The sequence below is a fragment of the Chryseobacterium tagetis genome (genome assembly GCF_016735585.2).
Taxonomy (GTDB): domain Bacteria; phylum Bacteroidota; class Bacteroidia; order Flavobacteriales; family Weeksellaceae; genus Chryseobacterium; species Chryseobacterium tagetis.
In genome coordinates, this window is sequence record NZ_JAERSE020000003.1 from 806,210 (window position 1) to 824,884 (window position 18,675).

The window sequence follows — 18,675 nt, forward strand, 5'->3', positions numbered from 1 at the left end:
ATGAAAAATAGAATAGAATTTTTAATGCTTTTTATCTGTTCGTTAATGTTTGGCCAGCAAACAACTTTTAAATTTGATTTTGGCGGAAACAGAGTCGAAAATGGATTTATCCCGATTACACCCACTTCAAAATTTGATAAAAAAAGTGGTTATGGATTTATGGATGTTTCCGGTTTACAAGCTGTTGACAGAGGAGGAGACGCATTGACGGGAGATTTTATTACAAGTAATAAACCGTTCTATTTTTCGGTAGCGATTCCTGAAGGAAATTATGATATTATCCTTAATTTGGGCGATACAAAAGGAATATCTGAAACAACGGTTCGTGTAGAAAACCGTCGTCTCATGTTGAATGACGTTACAACAAAACAAGGTGAAATTGTACAAAAACAGATCTCAGTTCATGTAAAAGACAGCATTATTCGTAATCAGAACGGAGAAAAAATAGGGATTGTCAAATTAAAACCAAGAGAAACAAAATATTTACATTGGGATAATCTGTTGACAATAGAATTTAATGATAAAGCACCTAAAGTCTGCTCAGTAATCATTCAGCCCAACACAACCGGAAAAACTATTTATTTAACAGGAGATTCCACCGTTGTTGATGCTCAATATGAACCGTGGGCTTCATGGGGACAGATGTTGCCATATTTTTTCGTTCCGAATAAAGTGGTAATTGCCAATTATGCCGAAAGCGGAGAAACTTTAAAAGCCTTCGAAGACCGGCATCGAATCGATAAAATCTGGAATAGAATTAAACCCGGAGATTATCTCTTCATTCAGTTTGGACACAATGACCAAAAAGCGGGAAACAGTACAAAATCCGGCTATAGAAAAAGACTTACAGCATGGATTCAAAAAGCAAAACAATTGGGCGCAATTCCGGTGTTGGTAACCTCTATGAATCGTAGAGTTTTTGATGAAAACAATAAAATCGTGAATACTCTGGATGATTTTCCTGACGCAATGCGCGAAATTTCAAAAGAAGAAAATGTTAGCTTAATAGATTTAAATGCACTGAGCAAAAAATTATTCGAAGCGATGGGACCGGAAGCAGCCAAAAAAGCATTTGTATATTATCCGGCAAACAGTTATCCCAATCAGCCCAATGCTTTGGCAGATGATACCCATTTCAATGCATATGGAGCTTACGAATTGGCAAAATGTGTTGTAAAATCTATTGTTGATCAAAATCTGCCGTTGAAGAAATATGTTTCCAAAAGTTATACAACGTTTGATCCCAACACACCTGATGCAGCAGAAAAATTTCACTGGCCGGAAAGTATTTTTATGGAATCTTTAAAACCTGATGGAAATTGAAAAAAAACGTTGATTTTCAAGATAATGTACTCTTCTAAGCAACAAGATCATTTTCTTAAAATATCTAATGTGTGTAAAGACTTTTGTGCCTTTTGTGGTTAAATTTAAAGTTGAAAAATGAAAATTAAAAATATACTCAAACTAAGCGTTCTCTGTTTTGCTTTCGGAAATCTCTCCGCGCAAAATCCATGGCCTAAAGTGACCAATACGGCTCAACCGTGGACGCGTTGGTGGTGGATGGGAAGCGCAGTTGATGAAAAAGGACTGGATAAGCAATTGACAACCCTTTCAAAAGCCGGTTTTGGAGGCGTTGAGATTGTTCCGATTTACGGTGCAAAAGGTTTTGAAAACCGATATCTCAATTATCTTTCTCCGGAATGGATGAAAATGCTTCAGTTCACGACAAATAAAGCAAAAAGCCTGAATATGGGAGTTGATATGGCGATCGGAACTGGTTGGCCAATTGGCGGACCGCAGGTTAATGAGCAGGATGCTGCAACGAAAATGATCGTTCAGACTTACACCATTCAGCCAAATGAAAAATTTTCAGAAAAAATTGTACTGAAAGATGAAAAACAGAAGAATTTAAAAACAATAAAACTTGATATTGTAACCGCATATAACGAAAAAAATGAAGCGGTTGTTGTAATCGATAAAATTTCTGATGACGGTTCACTTAATTGGAAGCCAGGTGTAGGAAAATGGACCATTTATGCTGTTTTTGTAGGTAAAACACTGCAAAAAGTAAAACGTGCCGCTCCAGGTGGAGAAGGTTTCACATTAGATCATTTCTCTCCCGATGCAACGAAGGATTATCTGAAAACTTTCGATACAGCCTTTGGAAATTCGAATTATGGTGTTCGTTCTTTCTTCAATGACAGCTATGAAGTTTATAATGCCGACTGGACTGCCGATTTTAAAGATGAATTTAAAAAGAGAAGAGGATATGATCTAAGTCCGTACATCAAATATCTGGTGAGTGACGAAGAAAATGAGATAACAGGAAGAATAAAATCAGATTACCGCGAAACGATGAGTGAGCTGATCTTACATAATTTTACGGATAATTTTACAAACTGGGCGCATTCAAAAAATTCCAAAAATACCAATCAGGCACACGGTTCGCCGGGAAATTTGCTGGATTTATATGCCGCAGTTGATATTCCCGAATCTGAAACTTTCGGAAGCACAAAATTCGATATTCAGGGGTTGAAAAGAAATGTTGAAGACATCAATACGAAAGAAATTCCTGATATCAATATGCTGAAATTTGCCTCTTCAGCAGCAAACATTACAGGAAAACCTTTGATTTCCAATGAATCTTTTACGTGGTTGACAGAGCATTTCAAAACCTCATGGTCACAGGTAAAACCTGAAGCAGAACAGATTTTTTTGTCGGGAATCAATCATATTTTTTATCACGGAACAACATACACTCCGGCTGATGTTCAGTTCCCGGGCTGGCTGTTTTATGCCTCGACCAATTTCGTTCCCGAAAACAGTTTGTGGCCAAATATTAAAGGTTTAAACTCTTACATTGAAAGAACTCAATCTGTTTTACAAAGCGGGAAATCTGACAATGAGATCCTGATGTACTGGCCGGTGTATGACCAATGGGCGAGTCCGAAAGGGAAAGATATGGCCTTCAAAATTCATAATATTGAAAAATGGCTGCATCCGACTGTATTTTATGAAAACCTTGAAAAACTGGGAAAATCCGGTTATTCTCTGGATATGGTTTCGGATAAAATGATTGACGAGGCGAAGTCTGAAAATCAGACTATTCAGGTTTCAAAAAACGGAGGCTCTTATAAGGTTTTAATTATTCCACAATCTAAATATTTTCCTGAATCTACTTTAAAAAGTATTCTGAATTTGGCTCAAAACGGAGCTTCAGTAATCTTTCAGACTGAACCAAAAGAGGTGCCCGGATTTTTTGAAGTGGAAAAAAGAAGAAGTGAATCACAATCTTTATGGAATCAAATTCCTTTTCAGCAAAATGGAAATTTAAAAACAGCAGTATTCGGAAAAGGCAAGATTATTTTAAGCTCTGATGTAGAAAAAGGCCTGGAATATTTAAAAATTGAAAGAGAAAAGTTAACCGACACAGGATTGAAATTTGTAAGAAGAAAGTTTGAGGAAGGAAAATATTATTATATTGTCAATCATACTTCAAAAGAAATTAACCAATTAATTCCGTTGAATTTCATAGGAAAACAGGTGGTTTTGATGAATCCTGAAAACGGAAAATTTGGAATTGCTGAAACACAAAATAACTTGGTACGAGTTCAAATGAAATCGGGAGAATCTTTGATTGTAAAGAACACCGAAAATATTTATATTTCAATTCCAAATTGGTATTATACTGAAAAAACGGATGTGCCGATTGTGTTAAACCAACCTTGGCAACTGACTTTTAAAGAAGGCGGTCCTGAACTTCCAAAATCCAGAACGCTGAGTACGCTTCAACCGTGGACAAATTTCACAGAGGATGCTTCAACGCAAAGTTTCTCTGGAACCGGAGTGTATACGACGTCATTTAAATTAAAAAATAATAAAGCAGATGATTTTGTTTTAAAATTTGATAAATTGTACGAAAGTGCCAAAGTAATGATCAACGGACAGGATGCCGGAATGGTATGGAGTCTTCCGTTTGAAATCAACATAGGAAAATATTTGAAGAAAGGAAAGAATACTATTCAGATTGAAGTGTCTAATCTGATGGCCAACAGAATCCGTTATATGGATCAACATAAAATCGAATGGCGGAATTATCACGAAATCAATTTTGTAAATATTGATTATAAACCGTTCGATGCCTCTGACTGGAAAGTACAGCCTTCCGGTTTAGATGGTGAAATTCAATTGATTCCTGTATATTACTCAAAATAATTTGATGAAAGTCTGCAATTAAACAATCTTTGTATTCTTAGCTAAGTGTACGGCTTTGCGAACTTAAAAACAGGTAGCAGTTAAAAATAAAACTTTGCGGACTTTGCGTTAAAATTATAGAGAAACAGGTTAAATAAATAGTAAATAAAATTATGAAACAAACCATAGTAAAAACATTAGCATTAGGAACGCTCCTAACATTCGGGATTTCCAATGCACAGAACAAACCGAAAGTTGTTTTAGATAATTTCTTCAACAACGAAAAAAGAGAAAATAAAGAAACCAAAGCATTGGAATCCTGGCATTATACCTGGAATGATACTACCAACGGCGGATTTTCTTTGCTGGGTGAGATCTTCCAAAAACAAGGTGCAGAAATCAGTACTTTGACGACCGCTCCATCAAAAAAAGATTTGAAAAAAGCCAACATCTACATCATCGTTGATGCGGATATTGACAAAGAAGCGTACGGAGGAAAAGCCAACCTGATTGACGCCAATTCTATCAAAAACCTTACAGAATGGGTGAAAAAAGGAGGCGTTTTGGTTTTAATGAGCAATGATAACGGTAATTCTGAATTTGAACATTTCAACAAATTGGCCGGAGAATTCGGGATTCACTTTAATGATGACAGTTATAACCGCGTTCAGAAAAGAGAATTTGAACAAGGAAAAGTGATGGTTCCTGCCGGAAATGAAGTTTTCTCTGAGCAAAAGCTATACATGAAAGAAGTAAGCTCAATAGACGTGAAATCACCTGCAAAAGCTATCCTGACCGCAGAAGGTAAAAACATCGGAGCAATCGCAAAAGTGGGTAAAGGAACTGTTTTCGCATTAGGAGATCCGTGGTGTTACAACGAATATATTGACGGTAAAAAACTGCCTGCAGATTTCACCAATTATCAGGGAACCGAAGAATGGGTAAAATGGCTGTTGAAACAGGTAAAATAAATCGCAACCGTGCAATCGATTGAAATTGAATGATAGCAATTCAATTGTTTGCGTTTTATGATGACATTGGAAACGGAGGCGTTAAAAAATTTTAAGGAAATTCCGTTAAGAAATTTCGAGTGTTTGAGTGGCGGCAAAAAATGTTATTGGACAATCCAATCGTCTTTCCGCCCGAGTTTGGAAATTTTAGCTGAGTTTCCAAGTCTTGAATTTTTGGTTCTTTTGTTTCAAGACAAAAGAATAGATAATAAAAATGAAAAATAAAAGTCATTATGCTCACAAAAATTGAAAATTAGAATTATGAAAGTCAAATATATCTTCATTACCTCTGCCATTTTTCTTTCACAGGCATTTTCTGCCCAAAGACAAATGGAACATCTGAAAAGAGGAATCATAGCTGTTCCTGCAAATTCAGGCGTTTTTGTGAGTTGGCGATTGCTGGGTACAGAACCTCAAAATACTCAGTTCGATCTGTACCGTACGGAAAACAATAAGACTAAAAAGCTGAACGAAAAGCCATTGCTTAATGAAACTAATTTTTTAGATAAAACCGCAGATAAAGGCAAAAGCTATACCTATTTCGTTAAATCAAATACAAATGATCCTTGGGTAGATCAGGATTCTGCGGAATATGTAGCCAATCAGAAACCATATTTTTCAATTCCTTTAAAAACTCCTGCAGGATATTCACCTAATGATGCTTCCGTAGCGGATCTGGATGGTGATGGAGAATATGAAATCATTATTCATCAGACAGGAATGTCGCATGATAACAGTCAAAAAGGAATAACTGATGAGCCGATTATTCAGGCTTATAAAATGAATGGAACATTCTTGTGGGAAATTAATTTAGGGAAAAATATAAGAGAAGGAGCCCATTACACCCAGTTTTTAGTCTATGATCTGGATCTGGACGGGAAAGCCGAAATTGTAATGAAAACAGCCGATGGAAGCAAAGACGGAAAAGGAAAATATATAGGAGATCCAACCAAAAACTACGTTAATGAAAATGGGTTTATCCTTTCCGGCCCGGAATATCTGACCGTTTTTGATGGGGAAACCGGAGCAGAAATCAATACTGTGAATTATGAAGTTCCGAGATTTGCAGGCAGTTTGAATCCTACTAATGAACAGATGACCGAAACCTGGGGCGATGCAAAGGGAAATCGTATCGACCGATTTTTAGGTGCTGTTGCTTATCTGGATGGAAAAACGCCAAGCATTGTGATGTCCAGAGGATATTATACCAGAACGGCCATTGCAGCCTGGGACTATAAAGATAAAAACCTCAGTCTTCGCTGGTTGTTTGATACAGAAAGTTCAGAAGAAAATAAAAAATACAGAGGACAGGGAAATCATAATCTGAGCATTGCAGATGTAGATAATGACGGAAAAGATGAAATTATCTTCGGGGCCATGACGGTTGATGATGACGGCAAAGTATTGAACAGTACAGGATATGGTCACGGTGATGCTTTGCACGTAGGAGATCTTGATCCGTCAAATCCCGGATTGGAAATTTTTGATATTCAGGAAAGATTTGATGATGCAGGAGCACATTTCAGAGATGCAAGAACAGGAAAAGTGCTATGGAAATTACCTTCTTTGGAATACAGTTCGAAAAGTAAATTTCAAGGCCCCGGAAGAGGGTTATCATTAAATATAGATCCCCGTTACGAAGGTTCAGAATGTTGGGCAGCCGGAGCAGGCGTGAAAGGACTTTACGATGCCAAAGGAAATAAAATCGGAGAAAAAACTCCTGCCTGTAATATGGGAATCTATTGGGACGGAGATTTTTTAAGCGAGATTTTGGACGGAACGGTGGTTTCAAAATGGGACTGGAAAAATGCAAAATCGGATGTCGTATTTGATGCAAAAGATTTTAAATGTGAATCTAATAACGGAACAAAGAAAAACCCGTCTTTAGTGGCAGATCTTTTTGGAGACTGGCGTGAAGAACTGATTTACAGAACGGCCGATAACCAGGAGCTTAGAATTTTCAGTTCCACCATTCCGACCAAACACAGACTGTATACGTTGATGCATAATCCTCAGTACAGACTGAGCATTGTATGGCAAAATGTAGGCTATAATCAGCCTCCGCATACAGACTATTATCTCGATGAATCGGTGAAAGAAATTCCGAAGCCAAACATTTATACAGTAAATCCTAAAAACTAACTTATGAAAATTAAAATCATCATTCCGTTTGTACTGTTGGTTGTATTATTAGGATTTTCCTTTCAAAAACTCCAAGATAAACCGGTTTTATACATTATTGGAGATTCTACGGTGCAGAATGGTTCCGGAAAAGGAGCGGATTCACTTTGGGGATGGGGAAGTTTTATGGATTTATATTTAAATCCCGGTAAAATTGAAATTCAGAATCATGCAAAAGGCGGGAGAAGCAGCCGTACTTTTTTAACAGAAGGAAGATGGGATTCCATTATGAAAACCATTAAAAAAGGAGATTATGTTTTGATGCAGTTTGGGCACAATGATGGGGGTGAACTGGCAGATACGTTGAGAGCGAGAGGAACGATTAAAGGAATCGGAGACGAATCAAAAGATATTTATAATCCGATTAGAAAAGTGAATGAAACCGTGTATACGTATGGCTATTACATGAGAAAATATGCAAATGAAGCCAAAGAAAAAGGAGCCATACCAATCATTGTTTCACCTATTCCGAGGAATGATTTTGATAAAAATGGTAAAATTCAACAAGACAAATATGGAGTTTGGGCTCATGAAGTTGCAGAGCAGACCGGAGCTTATTTTATCGATCTGAATGAAATGGTTATCGAAAAATACCAGAAAATGGGACCGGAAAAAGTGAAAGTATTCTTTCCCAAAGATCATACCCATACCAATAGAGAAGGAGCAATCTTAAACGCAGAGTTGGTGACAAAAGGAATTAAGCAATTAAAAAATTGTGAACTGAAAAAATATATCAAATAAATGGACTTTTAATGAATGATTTTAAAGCAAAGGCCACAAAGATTTTTTTGAAAGAATTGAGAATATTTTTTGTTCGCAAAGGCACTTCGTTTAGCAAATGATGGTCAAGCCCTTTAGCTGAGTGAAACGCCTTTGCGAACGAAAAGTTTGCATAAAGAATTAATAAGAATCTCAGCGTCCTTTGCGTTAGAAAAAATTACTAGTCAACAATTTAATTTAAATAAAAAAAAATATTATGAAGAAACTATTAACGGCAAGCTTTTTTGCACTGATGATCGGAGGATTTTCTTCCTGTTCAGCACAAAAACAGAAAACGGCTCTCCCGAATAAAAAAGAAGTTTTGGAAGTTGCGGAACGTGCCAATCGTTATTTTATGAACAAATGGCCGGATCCGGGAAAAGAAATTGTGGGAAAAAAAGTATGGCCAAGTAACCTTTGGACACGTGCCGTTTATTATGAAGGTTTAATCGCTTTATACAAAGTAGATCCTAAAAAGGAATACTATAATTACGCGATGGATTGGTCACAAAAGCATAATTGGGATTTGATGCGCGGAACGTACACCCGAAATGCGGATCATCAAGCTTGCGGACAAACTTATATTGATCTTTATGAGATTGATGGCAAAAAAAATCCTGAAAGAATTAAAGCCGTAAAAGCTTCGATGGACAGTATGATTGCCACTAAACAAGTTGATGATTGGTGGTGGATTGATGCCTTACAAATGTCGATGCCTATTTTTACGAAACTGGGAAGAATTACAGGAGATCAGAAGTATTTTGACAGAAATTACGAAATGTATGCCTATACAAAATACAAACATGGCGGAAATGGTCTGTACAATGCTAAAGATAAACTTTGGTGGCGAGATAAAAGCTTTGTTCCTCCTTACAAAGAACCCAATGGAGAAGACTGCTACTGGAGTCGTGGGAATGGTTGGGTAGTGGCTGCTTTAGCCCGTACATTAGACGACACCCCAAAATCTGATCCTCATTACAAAGAATACTTACAGGATTACAAGGATTTGTTGTCTACATTGCCTTCCCTTCAGAGAGAAGATGGTTTCTGGAATGTAAGTCTGCATGATCCTACAAATTTTGGAGGTAAAGAAATGACAGGAACCGCTTTGTTTGTATACGGAATGTCTTACGGCATCAACAAAGGTTTAATCGATAAAAAAACATATTTACCGGTTGTAATCAAAGCTTGGAATGCGATTGTAAAAGACTCTGTGCAACCAAACGGATTTTTAGGATGGGTTCAGGGAACAGGAAAAGAACCGAAAGACGGTCAACCTTTAGCCATTGATAAAGTTCCGGATTTTGAAGATTACGGATTAGGATGTTTCTTGCTTGCAGCTAGTGAAGTTTATAAATTGAAATAAAGCCCCATATTTGGATAAAATAAATAAAGGATCTCATAATAACTTTGAGATCCTTTTTGTTTGAATGGGAAAATTTACGCCATTATTTTTTAGAAGATTACATTTTAGTTCAACAAGTTATCCTCCCAAGCAGACGAAACTTCCAAACATAAATTCTTATGCTCTTATTTTTTTATGGCATTATCTACAAGTTCATCAGTAGTAATAGAAAACTTATCACATATTTTTTGTACGAAGACAAAATCTATTTTCTTGATTCTACCATTTTCTATTTTAGAGAGCTTGCTTTGAGAAATTTCTAATGCTTGTGCCAGTAATTCTTGTGAAATGTTGTGACTCTCTCTTAATTTTTTAATTTTAAATCCGAAATTTAATTTATACATCATTATCATTTGTGTTTTTCAGGTTATGAAGAACTGTTTGAAACATTACAAACATAATGATGAACTTGGAGTCCATAAAACAGTCTTTTTTTATCATTTGTTACAGCTAAGATAAAAATGAATGGATACATGACAAAATTTTATTCCAAAAAGAATGACGATTATTCCATTTGGAATAAAAAGTTTAAGAATTTATTATAAAATTTGTTGAGTTGATATCCAAAGTGGAGATCAGTTAACTATTTAAATTTTATTTGATGAAAAAATTATTTTTTTGTGCTGTTCTTGGAATGGTGGGAATGGTAAGTGCTAAGGACATTACCATAACTAAAAAAGTAAAAGAAATGAAAAAAATTACTTTAGTAGAGAAAAACGCATTGAAATTACCTGCTCAATGGGTAGAATGCAGCTCTCCATGTGGAGCAGTTTATTGGCTTCAGGCATCTAATTATGATACAGTTTCAGATCTATTAGATGCTCAACAAGAGCTTAATGATATCAAATGTAATTAACATTAAATTTAAAACCATTTATTTCCGTATAATTCTATTGTACGGATTTTAATTTTATATTATGAAATATTTAACTGCTATACTCCTTTATATCAGCTTGTTTTCAGTTAAAGCACAATCAATATCAGGTAATTTTTCTTTACCAGCTGAAAACTACAGTGCTGAAAATTATGATACAAGTGTTCAAAATGTATATTATAAACTTGAATTCATATCAGATCCAAAATCTTCAAATAAAAAAGAAGTCAATTGTATTTTAGAAATCGGAAATAAATTTTCCAGATTTTCTGAATTGAACGGTATAAAGCTAGATTCGTTGATTGAAAAGTTTAGTCATCAGGAAACTGTAGGAGCAAAAGAAGTAAACCAGATGATGCAGGTAAATACAAGATGGAAAACAGTTATTGTAAGAAATATTGATCAGAGCTCTTTAATAATACAAGATAAAGTAAAGGATAATTATCAGTATACCGAAAAACAGCCTTCTTTTAATTGGAAATTGGAAAATGAAACAAAAGTTATTTTAGGATATAATTGTAAAAAGGCAACAACAGATTTTAGAGGGAGAAAGTATACGGCATGGTATACTTCGGATATTCCAATCAACAATGGACCATTTATTTTTGATGGTCTTCCGGGATTAATTATGGAAATAGAAGATAAAAAAGGTCATTATCATTTTACTGCGATAGCTTTAGACAAAAAAACTTATCCGATTTATTTAAGAAATGAAAATAAAATTTTTCAGATAAGCAGAGAAAAATTTATGGAAATACAAAAAACTTATGCAGACAATCCTGCGGTCTTTTTACCACCATCTTATGATAGTAATGGAAATGAAATTAAAGATAAAGTAAAATCTAAGCCTTATAATCCTATAGAATTAGAATGAATATAGCTTGTTTATTTTTATAAATTGACAAGCACAACTTCGACAAATAAAGCATACGATTTTAGTAAAATATTTGCTTGTTTTTCTTTTTCTATCTTCTATTTTCTTCATCCAAGCTTAAAAATGGTAAAAGGACCTTATAAAACTACTGCTTAAAAAGCGAATATTTTCGCACTCTTTGCTCACTTAAATAATAGTGTATTGAATTGAAAATCTTTGCGTTAAAATATTGTGAAAATCTTTGTAATAGGAATGTTTGATTGGTATTACCGAAATTAATAAAAAATCTTAGTTTTATTACCGAAAAGAAAATAATAAAATGATGTGCATGACACTACAAGATGCGCAATCGATTCCATAGTATTAATTTTCGAATTCAATCATAAACTATAAGTATGAACGCATTATTAGGAGTTTTTTTCCATTTTTTAGGAGGGTTTTCGTCGGGGAGTTTTTATCTGCCTTATAAAAAAGTAAAAGGCTGGTCTTGGGAAACCTATTGGTTGATCGGAGGAATTGTTTCCTGGATTATTGTTCCGCCACTCGCTGCTTTTATGACAATCCCCAACTTTTGGGAAATCATTCAGAACGAAAGCTCTTCAATATTAGGATTAACGTTCTTATTTGGTGCTTTGTGGGGAATTGGTGGATTTACGTATGGTTTAGGGGTGAGATATTTAGGCGTTGCATTGGGGAGCAGTATCATTTTAGGACTTTGCATGATATTTGGCTCACTCGTTCCTTCCATTTACTACGAATTTTCTCCTCAATCAGGAAAAGATAATATAGGTTTAATGTTTTCCAATGCATGGGGACAATTTGTCTTACTGGGACTTTTGGTTTGTGTGGTAGGAATCATCATCAGTGGAAAAGCGGGAATGATGAAAGAAAAAGAATTGCAGACCGATTCTTTAGATCCTCATGGAACAGAAGTGAAAACAGAATATAAATTTGGATTAGGTTTATTGGTTTCCATTATTTCCGGGGTATTAAGCGCTTGTTTTAATTTCGGACTGGAAGCAGGAAAGCCAATGGCGATTATTGCTAACGATCTATGGAAAGCTGCAAATCCGGGACAGGGAGAATTCCTTTTTCAAAATAATGTTACCTACGTCGTAGTACTTTGGGGCGGAATGGCGACAAACCTTATTGGGTGTCTTTACCTTTCATTTAAAAATAAATCTTACACTGATTATAAGAAAAAGAACGTCCCTGTTTTAGCTAATATTATCTTTTGTGCATTGGCAGGAACGATGTGGTTTTTACAGTTTTTCTTTTATGGAATGGGAGAAAGCAAGATGGGGAACGGTCCAAGTTCTTGGATTTTACACATGGCATTTATCATTTTAATAGCCAACTTATGGGGAGTGGTCATCAAAGAATGGAAAGGCGTTTCCAAAAAGACCATTTCCACGATTGCTATTGGAATGATTGTAATGTTTGTTTCTATTTTAATTGTAGGATACGGAAACTCTTTGAGATAATCTGCTATGAAGAGAATTGCATTTAAAATGTTTCTTCATAAAGGTTTTGAAGCTGAATATCAAAAACGTCATGATGCGATATGGCCAGAGCTTACCAATCTTTTGAAAGACACTGAAATTGACGATTATTCTATTTTTTTAGATGAAGAAACCTTGGTTTTGTATGGGGTTTTAGATTGCCACAATGAAATAAAGTATCATAATTTACCATTTCAACCTGTCTTGCAGAAATGGTGGGAGTATATGAAAGATATGATGAAAACAAATGAAAATGGTTCTCCTGTAAGTATCCCTTTAAGAGAAGTATTTTACATGAAATAATAAATCATATTCAGTTAGTGTTTTTTAGAATTTATATTGACAATTGAAGACGATCAAAAGAATGATCGTCTTTTTTGGATCTTTAGTAACTCTTTTAGTTATTATTTAGTTAAAATATGATTAATGTCATGCTTTTGAATAAGTTTAAAATTTTAAAGAATCTGTGGGGTTTCGGAATTAAATTGACGATATTTTGATATTTAAACAATAAAATATATAAAAATTTATGAAAAATTATGAATTTTATAATGCAGGATATGGCAGGATGCTAAAACATGAGCAACAATGTACTTTCGGAATGTAAATAAAAGTAAATAAAAATTAATATATGCTAATCAAAGTTAAACCTAAGAATTTTAAGCCGCTCATTGCACCGCTGTTTTTGCTGGCATCAGGTTTTATGTTCGGACAAAAAACCGTAAACGATACCATAAAAAAAGACAAAACTAAGGATATTGAGGAAGTGGTGGTGATTGGTTACGGTAAAGTTAAGAAATCTGACTTGACAGGGTCTGTATCTTCAGTTTCAGCAAAAGATTTGGCGGCTACACCAGCCATGAATGCTTTACAGGCATTACAGGGTAGAGCAGCAGGTTTGAATATTGTGACTTCGGGAGGAGCTCCGGGAGCGGGTGCCAATGTTACTCTTCGTGGTGGAGCATCTATTACTCAGGGAACAGAGCCGCTTTATATTGTTGATGGTTTTCAGTTGGATAATGCATTAAATGTAATTAATCCAAATGATATTGAAAGTATTGATGTATTAAAAGGGGCTTCTGCAATCGCAATCTATGGGGCACGTGGTTCGAATGGTATTATTGTTATTAAAACAAAAACCGGAAAAAAAGGTAGAACGACTGTTAATTACAACTCTTTTATGTCATTCGATATGCTTTCAAAGAAGTTGGATATGCTTTCAAATTCTGAAGACTATGTTAAATATCAATATGAACTGGCACAACTTTCAGGAAAAACAACTCAATGGAGTAATGTTTTCGATAATAGTTTGGGAACTGATACTCCCGGATTTTATACAGGAGTTTATGGTAGAATAAATAACAGATATGCATTGGCCCCTTCTTTGGATTGGCAAGACAAAATGCTTGGGGGTACAGGGACAACTCAAAATCAGAATGTTAATATTTCTGCAGGAAATGACAAAACCCAGGCTTTTATTAGTTATAACTACAATAAGCAGGATGGTTTGTTGGCTAATTACAGTGAAACTAGAAATTCATTGCGTGCTAATATTAATTCTGAATTATATAAAGGAATAAGAGTCGACTTTAGTTCAATGTTTAATTCCAATTCTACAAACGGAGGAGGAGCATATTCGGGAATGAAAAAAATCCTTCTTCAGCCTATTACAGGAGGAACTAAATTCACAAACGATCAGTTATTTAATACACAGACTTATGGTGATTATTCAGGATTGGATTCTGGTTTTGATACAGAAAATCCATATATAGAAACTCAGGCTTCTACATCCAACAGACGTTTTAGATCATTTGTAGCGAATGCAGGTGTTGAATTTGACTTTTTGAAAAATTTCACATTTAGAACAGCAGGTTCTTATAACTGGAATAACAGTAAATCTACATCATTTTCAGATATAAATTCCCGTGCATATTTAACAGATCCTGTAACTACTGGGATCAACGGAAGTATTGCAAATGCAGAAAGCTTCCGTTATCAGATAACAAATACTTTAACATACAATAAAACATTTGCAGAAAAGCATAAGGTTACTGTTTTAGTAGGACAAGAAGCTGTTTATCAGGAATCTGAAAATAATAGCATGAAATTAGTCAAATTTCCGATTTATAACTATGGATTAGATGATATTGGTAATGCAACAGTAGCTGATAAAAATGTCGATCATTCCAGTTATGCGATAAGTTCTTATTTTGGACGTGTAAATTATAATTATGATGATCGCTATTTATTGACTGCTACTATTCGTAGAGATGGTTCTTCCAAGTTTGATTCAGAATATAGATGGGGAACTTTTCCATCTGTAGCTGCAGCATGGCGTATTTCTCAGGAAAATTTTTGGCAAAACAGTAAGATCAATCGTATTGTTAACGATTTTAAATTAAGATTTGAATATGGAATTACTGGTAATAATGATATATCAAATAGTTTATACACAACAAATTTAGTACTTACAGCCTACCCTATCAACAATGATCCTAATAATCCTGCATATACAACAGGTAATACTGTAGGTAACCGAACGTTACAATGGGAAGAAATGAAAGCAACCAATATTGGGGTAGATTTAGCATTCTTGAATAACAGAATAAAATTAACTTCAGAGTTTTATAATAATGATGTAAATAAAATGTTATTACCAGTTGGTTTACCAGTTTCTTCAGGGTATACTACACAATATCAAAATATTGCAGTTATGAGAAACCGAGGTATGGAATTTACCCTTAATACTCTTAACGTAAAATCTGGAGCCTTCAGATGGTCGACAGACGCTAATATAGGTTTTAACAAGTCAAAGGTTCTTGCTTTGGATGGTAGAGACAACAGACCATTTAGTGTAGGAGGAAGCAGATCAGGAATGGTAACATATTATGCTAAAGTAGGTGAGCAGTTGGGAGATATGTATGGTTATGTTTATCAAGGGATTTATACAACCGATGATTTTAATCAGGCTGCAGATGGAACACTTACTTTAAAGGCAGGTATTGTAAAACCTGCTTCAGGTACTCCCAAGCCTGGAGATATGAAATTTGCTGCGGATAATGAAGCCGGAGATCAGTTTACAAGAAAATTAGTAAAAATAGGAAATGGTACTCCTGATTTTATTGGGGGAATAAACAATAATTTCTCTTATAAAGGATTTGATTTAAATATATTCATGAAATTTAGTGTTGGTGGTGATATCTATAATGCCACTAAGCAAAGTTTAAGCCCTTACGCAATGTTTCAGAATGTACCTTCAGAATTCGGAAACAATTACTATCACTTGATAGATCCAAATACAGGACAAGCAACAACAAACTTAATAAGATTAAAAGAACTTAACCCCGATGAAGGCTCAAGGCTTTGGAGCTTAAGCAACACAAATACGGCTAATATTGCTTATCCATCATCATATTATGTAGAAGATGGGTCGTATTTGAGAATTGCTCAGATCACTATTGGTTACAGTTTTAATAAAGAATTTTTACAGCATATTGCAGTAACTAATGCGCGCATTTATTTTACAATGAATAATGTAGCTACAATTACTGGTTACTCTGGTTATGACCCTGAAGTTTCAGCGGCGAGTGGGGTGGCAATAACTCCGGGATATGATACATCATCGTATCCACGGTCAAGAAGTTATGTTCTTGGAATCAATTTAACTTTTTAATATTTAATCATGAAAAATATAATCAATAATAAATCAATATTTGTAAAAAAAATAGTAGTAATTCCTTCTATTGTAATTGCCGGACTTTTTATAAGTTCTTGTAGTTCAGATTTTTTGGATCAACCGGCTTATAATATTACCGATACCAATACGGTCTTTGAAAATTTAGATACTGCAGATTTATTTGTTCAGGGTTGCTATAGAGGGTTGGTTTCTACAGAAATGTATTATCAACTTGGTGCAGGAGACACTGTAACTCATTCTTCTGAAGACGGTTCTACTAATAATTCTAAATATAATATTTGTAATTATAAGTATGATGCCTATACGCCAAATACCGTTACAGGAGTTTATGCTGCGATGTATTCTAGTATAGAGAAAACTAATATCGCTATCACAAGACTAAGTTTAATGGATCCTAGTGCAAAGCGTAATTCTTTATTAGCGGAAGTGAAAGCTATCCGTGCATTTTGTTATTACAATTTGATTAGAATATACGGAGATGTTCCCGCAGTTTGGATTCCTTTGGAAGATGCGGATCCTAATGATCCAAATACTTTATATCCAAAACGCACTTCTCGTGATGTTATTTATGATCGTGTTATTGCCGATATGCAGGAGTCTATAAATGATTTGCCAACTACCGGAACAACGACAGAGCGTTTAACAAAAGCGGCTGGTAATGCTTTGTTAGCAAGGATTGCTTTATATGCAGCAGGGTATTCTTTAAGATGGGACCTTAATACTGGATCAGCCGGAACAATGTCTAGAAGAAGTGATAACGCAAGAGTTCAGCAGCTTTATCAAATTGCAGATAATGCGGCTGCAGCGGTGATTAATGGTGGTACTGCGAGTTTAGTACAAGCTCAGGGAGGTAAAAGTGGCTTTGAAGCATTGTGGTTCAATTTCGATCAAAGAAAGTTTTCAGTTACAAACACTGAAATGCTTTGGCATATTGCTGAATACGGAGCAAATACCAATTCAGCATTTGGAGTCTATGCAATGGAAGGATCTCGTGGAGGGACTTATGGATCTAGAAAAGCATTACAATTTATACTACCTAGTTATTATCTATCTTTTAATCCAGGTGATACGCGTAGAGATGTTTCTTGTACTTCTTACAGTATTTATTTCTTAAATGCGGGTGCTGCTACAGATACTTGGGTAAATGTTGGGACTACATTTTCATGTATCATGTCTGGGAAATTTAGAATGGGATGGTGTGTTGCGCCTCAGGCGGCAGATGCTCGTAATTTAAATATTCCAATTCTAAGATATGCTGATGTTTTATTAATGTATGCCGAAACTCAAAATTACTTAAACGGAGGTCCTACTGCTGCAGGAACTGCGGCTTTACAACAAGTGAGAACCCGTGCAGGAATTGGTTCACTACCAATACCAAGTGGTCAGCAAGCTTTCGAATCAGCTATTGTTCAGGAGCGTAAGTGGGAATTTGCGGGTGAATTTAATCTTCGTACAGATTTAATAAGAATGAATCGTATTGCGAGTGAAATTGAAGCTACAAAATTGGCCATGAAAAACTTATCAGACAAAACTGGCGCTTATGCAAATACACCAGCTTTGCGTCTTTATAAATTTGAAAAGAACGCACAGGTATATGGAGATCCGTTCTTGGCACTTAAATATATTGAAATAACCAGCCCGGCAGAAATTGCGATCGTTCAAAATGTTCCTACTGCTGCCGCAAATTATGCTGCTTATCAGACGGCTTTAGCAAGTATTGTTACAGCACATGGACAGACAGTAGTAGCTGGTGATAAATGGTATCCTACTAAAATGTTTGAAGCATACACAAGTACTTTCAATGGAAACGCAAGAAAAGCGGTAGGATTTACAAGCGGATTTAACGCTTTGCAAATCGGAAATATTATCTATACAAAACCAACAGGTTCTGCCGAAAATGGAGGAGTTTATCCAAACTGGATTGAAGGTGGAGGAGACGGTCTTTTCTACGGATTTGTACCTAATAAAACAGAATTACTTCCATTCGCAGCAGCTTCAGCAGGTCATCCTTTAGTTGATAATCCAAACCTGACTCAGCTTCCTGGATATTAATAAATAACAATTAAAAATTATTTAAACATTAAGAGAATTAAATTTTTCTTAATGTTTAAATTTTATAAAACCAACCAATCATAAAATAAGAATCATAATAATTCTAATAAGATTGATATATACAGAC

Annotated in this window: 13 protein-coding genes; 12 read left to right on the top strand and 1 reads right to left on the bottom strand. The window is 35.1% G+C overall.

The genetic code is table 11. The features are described 5' to 3' along the window. From JI747_RS13660 to JI747_RS13685, 6 genes are all read left to right on the top strand, one after another. Nucleotides 1-1,323: a rhamnogalacturonan acetylesterase gene (locus JI747_RS13660; protein WP_225689449.1), complete on the top strand. Its 1,323-nt coding sequence runs from the start codon at nucleotides 1-3 to the stop codon at nucleotides 1,321-1,323. A gap of 117 nt (nucleotides 1,324-1,440) precedes the next feature. Further along, nucleotides 1,441-4,215, top strand: a complete 2,775-nt coding sequence (locus JI747_RS13665) for a glycosyl hydrolase (protein WP_225689450.1) — start codon at nucleotides 1,441-1,443, stop codon at nucleotides 4,213-4,215. 152 nt (nucleotides 4,216-4,367) lie between these two features. After that, a complete protein-coding gene (locus JI747_RS13670; RefSeq protein ID WP_225689451.1) occupies nucleotides 4,368-5,165 on the top strand; it encodes a hypothetical protein in 798 nt (265 codons plus the stop codon). Between the two features lie 300 nt (nucleotides 5,166-5,465). Further along, complete coding sequence (locus tag JI747_RS13675) at nucleotides 5,466-7,346, top strand: rhamnogalacturonan lyase (RefSeq protein WP_225689452.1); 1,881 nt, start codon at nucleotides 5,466-5,468, stop codon at nucleotides 7,344-7,346. A gap of 3 nt (nucleotides 7,347-7,349) precedes the next feature. Continuing rightward, entirely contained in the window at nucleotides 7,350-8,126 is a 777-nt protein-coding gene (locus JI747_RS13680; RefSeq protein ID WP_225689453.1) for a rhamnogalacturonan acetylesterase, read from the top strand. Nucleotides 8,127-8,361: 235 nt separating this feature from the next. Beyond that, nucleotides 8,362-9,510, top strand: coding sequence for a glycoside hydrolase family 88/105 protein (locus JI747_RS13685; RefSeq protein WP_225689454.1), 1,149 nt, complete (start codon nucleotides 8,362-8,364; stop codon nucleotides 9,508-9,510). A gap of 164 nt (nucleotides 9,511-9,674) precedes the next feature. On the opposite strand, the gene JI747_RS13690 is transcribed toward JI747_RS13685, so the two are convergent. Further along, entirely contained in the window at nucleotides 9,675-9,896 is a 222-nt protein-coding gene (locus JI747_RS13690; RefSeq protein ID WP_225689455.1) for a helix-turn-helix domain-containing protein, read from the bottom strand. A gap of 254 nt (nucleotides 9,897-10,150) precedes the next feature. On the opposite strand from JI747_RS13690, the gene JI747_RS13695 reads away from it, so the two are divergent. The 6 genes from JI747_RS13695 to JI747_RS13720 all read left to right on the top strand — a co-directional run bounded on the left by JI747_RS13695 (nucleotide 10,151) and on the right by JI747_RS13720 (nucleotide 18,548). Next, complete coding sequence (locus JI747_RS13695; protein ID WP_225689456.1) at nucleotides 10,151-10,405, top strand: hypothetical protein; 255 nt, start codon at nucleotides 10,151-10,153, stop codon at nucleotides 10,403-10,405. Nucleotides 10,406-10,466: 61 nt separating this feature from the next. Beyond that, nucleotides 10,467-11,297: a GLPGLI family protein gene (locus JI747_RS13700; protein WP_225689457.1), complete on the top strand. Its 831-nt coding sequence runs from the start codon at nucleotides 10,467-10,469 to the stop codon at nucleotides 11,295-11,297. A gap of 395 nt (nucleotides 11,298-11,692) precedes the next feature. Then, nucleotides 11,693-12,781, top strand: coding sequence for an L-rhamnose/proton symporter RhaT (gene rhaT, locus JI747_RS13705; protein WP_225689458.1), 1,089 nt, complete (start codon nucleotides 11,693-11,695; stop codon nucleotides 12,779-12,781). Between the two features lie 6 nt (nucleotides 12,782-12,787). Further along, nucleotides 12,788-13,102, top strand: coding sequence for an L-rhamnose mutarotase (rhaM, locus tag JI747_RS13710; protein ID WP_225689459.1), 315 nt, complete (start codon nucleotides 12,788-12,790; stop codon nucleotides 13,100-13,102). Nucleotides 13,103-13,430: 328 nt separating this feature from the next. Continuing rightward, on the top strand, nucleotides 13,431-16,472 hold the full coding sequence (locus JI747_RS13715; RefSeq protein WP_225689460.1) for a SusC/RagA family TonB-linked outer membrane protein: 3,042 nt from the start codon (nucleotides 13,431-13,433) through the stop codon (nucleotides 16,470-16,472). A 9-nt stretch (nucleotides 16,473-16,481) separates the two neighbouring features. Beyond that, nucleotides 16,482-18,548, top strand: coding sequence for a RagB/SusD family nutrient uptake outer membrane protein (locus JI747_RS13720; RefSeq protein ID WP_225689461.1), 2,067 nt, complete (start codon nucleotides 16,482-16,484; stop codon nucleotides 18,546-18,548). Nucleotides 18,549-18,675: the final 127 nt, after the last annotated feature.

Bases quoted from the DNA above. Each gene is read 5' to 3' on its own strand.
- JI747_RS13690 (WP_225689455.1), bottom strand. From the start codon at position 9,896: ATGATGTATAAATTAAATTTCGGATTTAAAATTAAAAAATTAAGAGAG.
- JI747_RS13685 (WP_225689454.1), top strand. From the start codon at position 8,362: ATGAAGAAACTATTAACGGCAAGCTTTTTTGCACTGATGATCGGAGGA.
- JI747_RS13695 (WP_225689456.1), top strand. From the start codon at position 10,151: ATGAAAAAATTATTTTTTTGTGCTGTTCTTGGAATGGTGGGAATGGTA.
- JI747_RS13660 (WP_225689449.1), top strand. From the start codon at position 1: ATGAAAAATAGAATAGAATTTTTAATGCTTTTTATCTGTTCGTTAATG.
- rhaT (WP_225689458.1), top strand. From the start codon at position 11,693: ATGAACGCATTATTAGGAGTTTTTTTCCATTTTTTAGGAGGGTTTTCG.
- JI747_RS13665 (WP_225689450.1), top strand. From the start codon at position 1,441: ATGAAAATTAAAAATATACTCAAACTAAGCGTTCTCTGTTTTGCTTTC.
- JI747_RS13720 (WP_225689461.1), top strand. From the start codon at position 16,482: ATGAAAAATATAATCAATAATAAATCAATATTTGTAAAAAAAATAGTA.
- rhaM (WP_225689459.1), top strand. From the start codon at position 12,788: ATGAAGAGAATTGCATTTAAAATGTTTCTTCATAAAGGTTTTGAAGCT.
- JI747_RS13675 (WP_225689452.1), top strand. From the start codon at position 5,466: ATGAAAGTCAAATATATCTTCATTACCTCTGCCATTTTTCTTTCACAG.
- JI747_RS13715 (WP_225689460.1), top strand. From the start codon at position 13,431: ATGCTAATCAAAGTTAAACCTAAGAATTTTAAGCCGCTCATTGCACCG.
- JI747_RS13680 (WP_225689453.1), top strand. From the start codon at position 7,350: ATGAAAATTAAAATCATCATTCCGTTTGTACTGTTGGTTGTATTATTA.
- JI747_RS13670 (WP_225689451.1), top strand. From the start codon at position 4,368: ATGAAACAAACCATAGTAAAAACATTAGCATTAGGAACGCTCCTAACA.
- JI747_RS13700 (WP_225689457.1), top strand. From the start codon at position 10,467: ATGAAATATTTAACTGCTATACTCCTTTATATCAGCTTGTTTTCAGTT.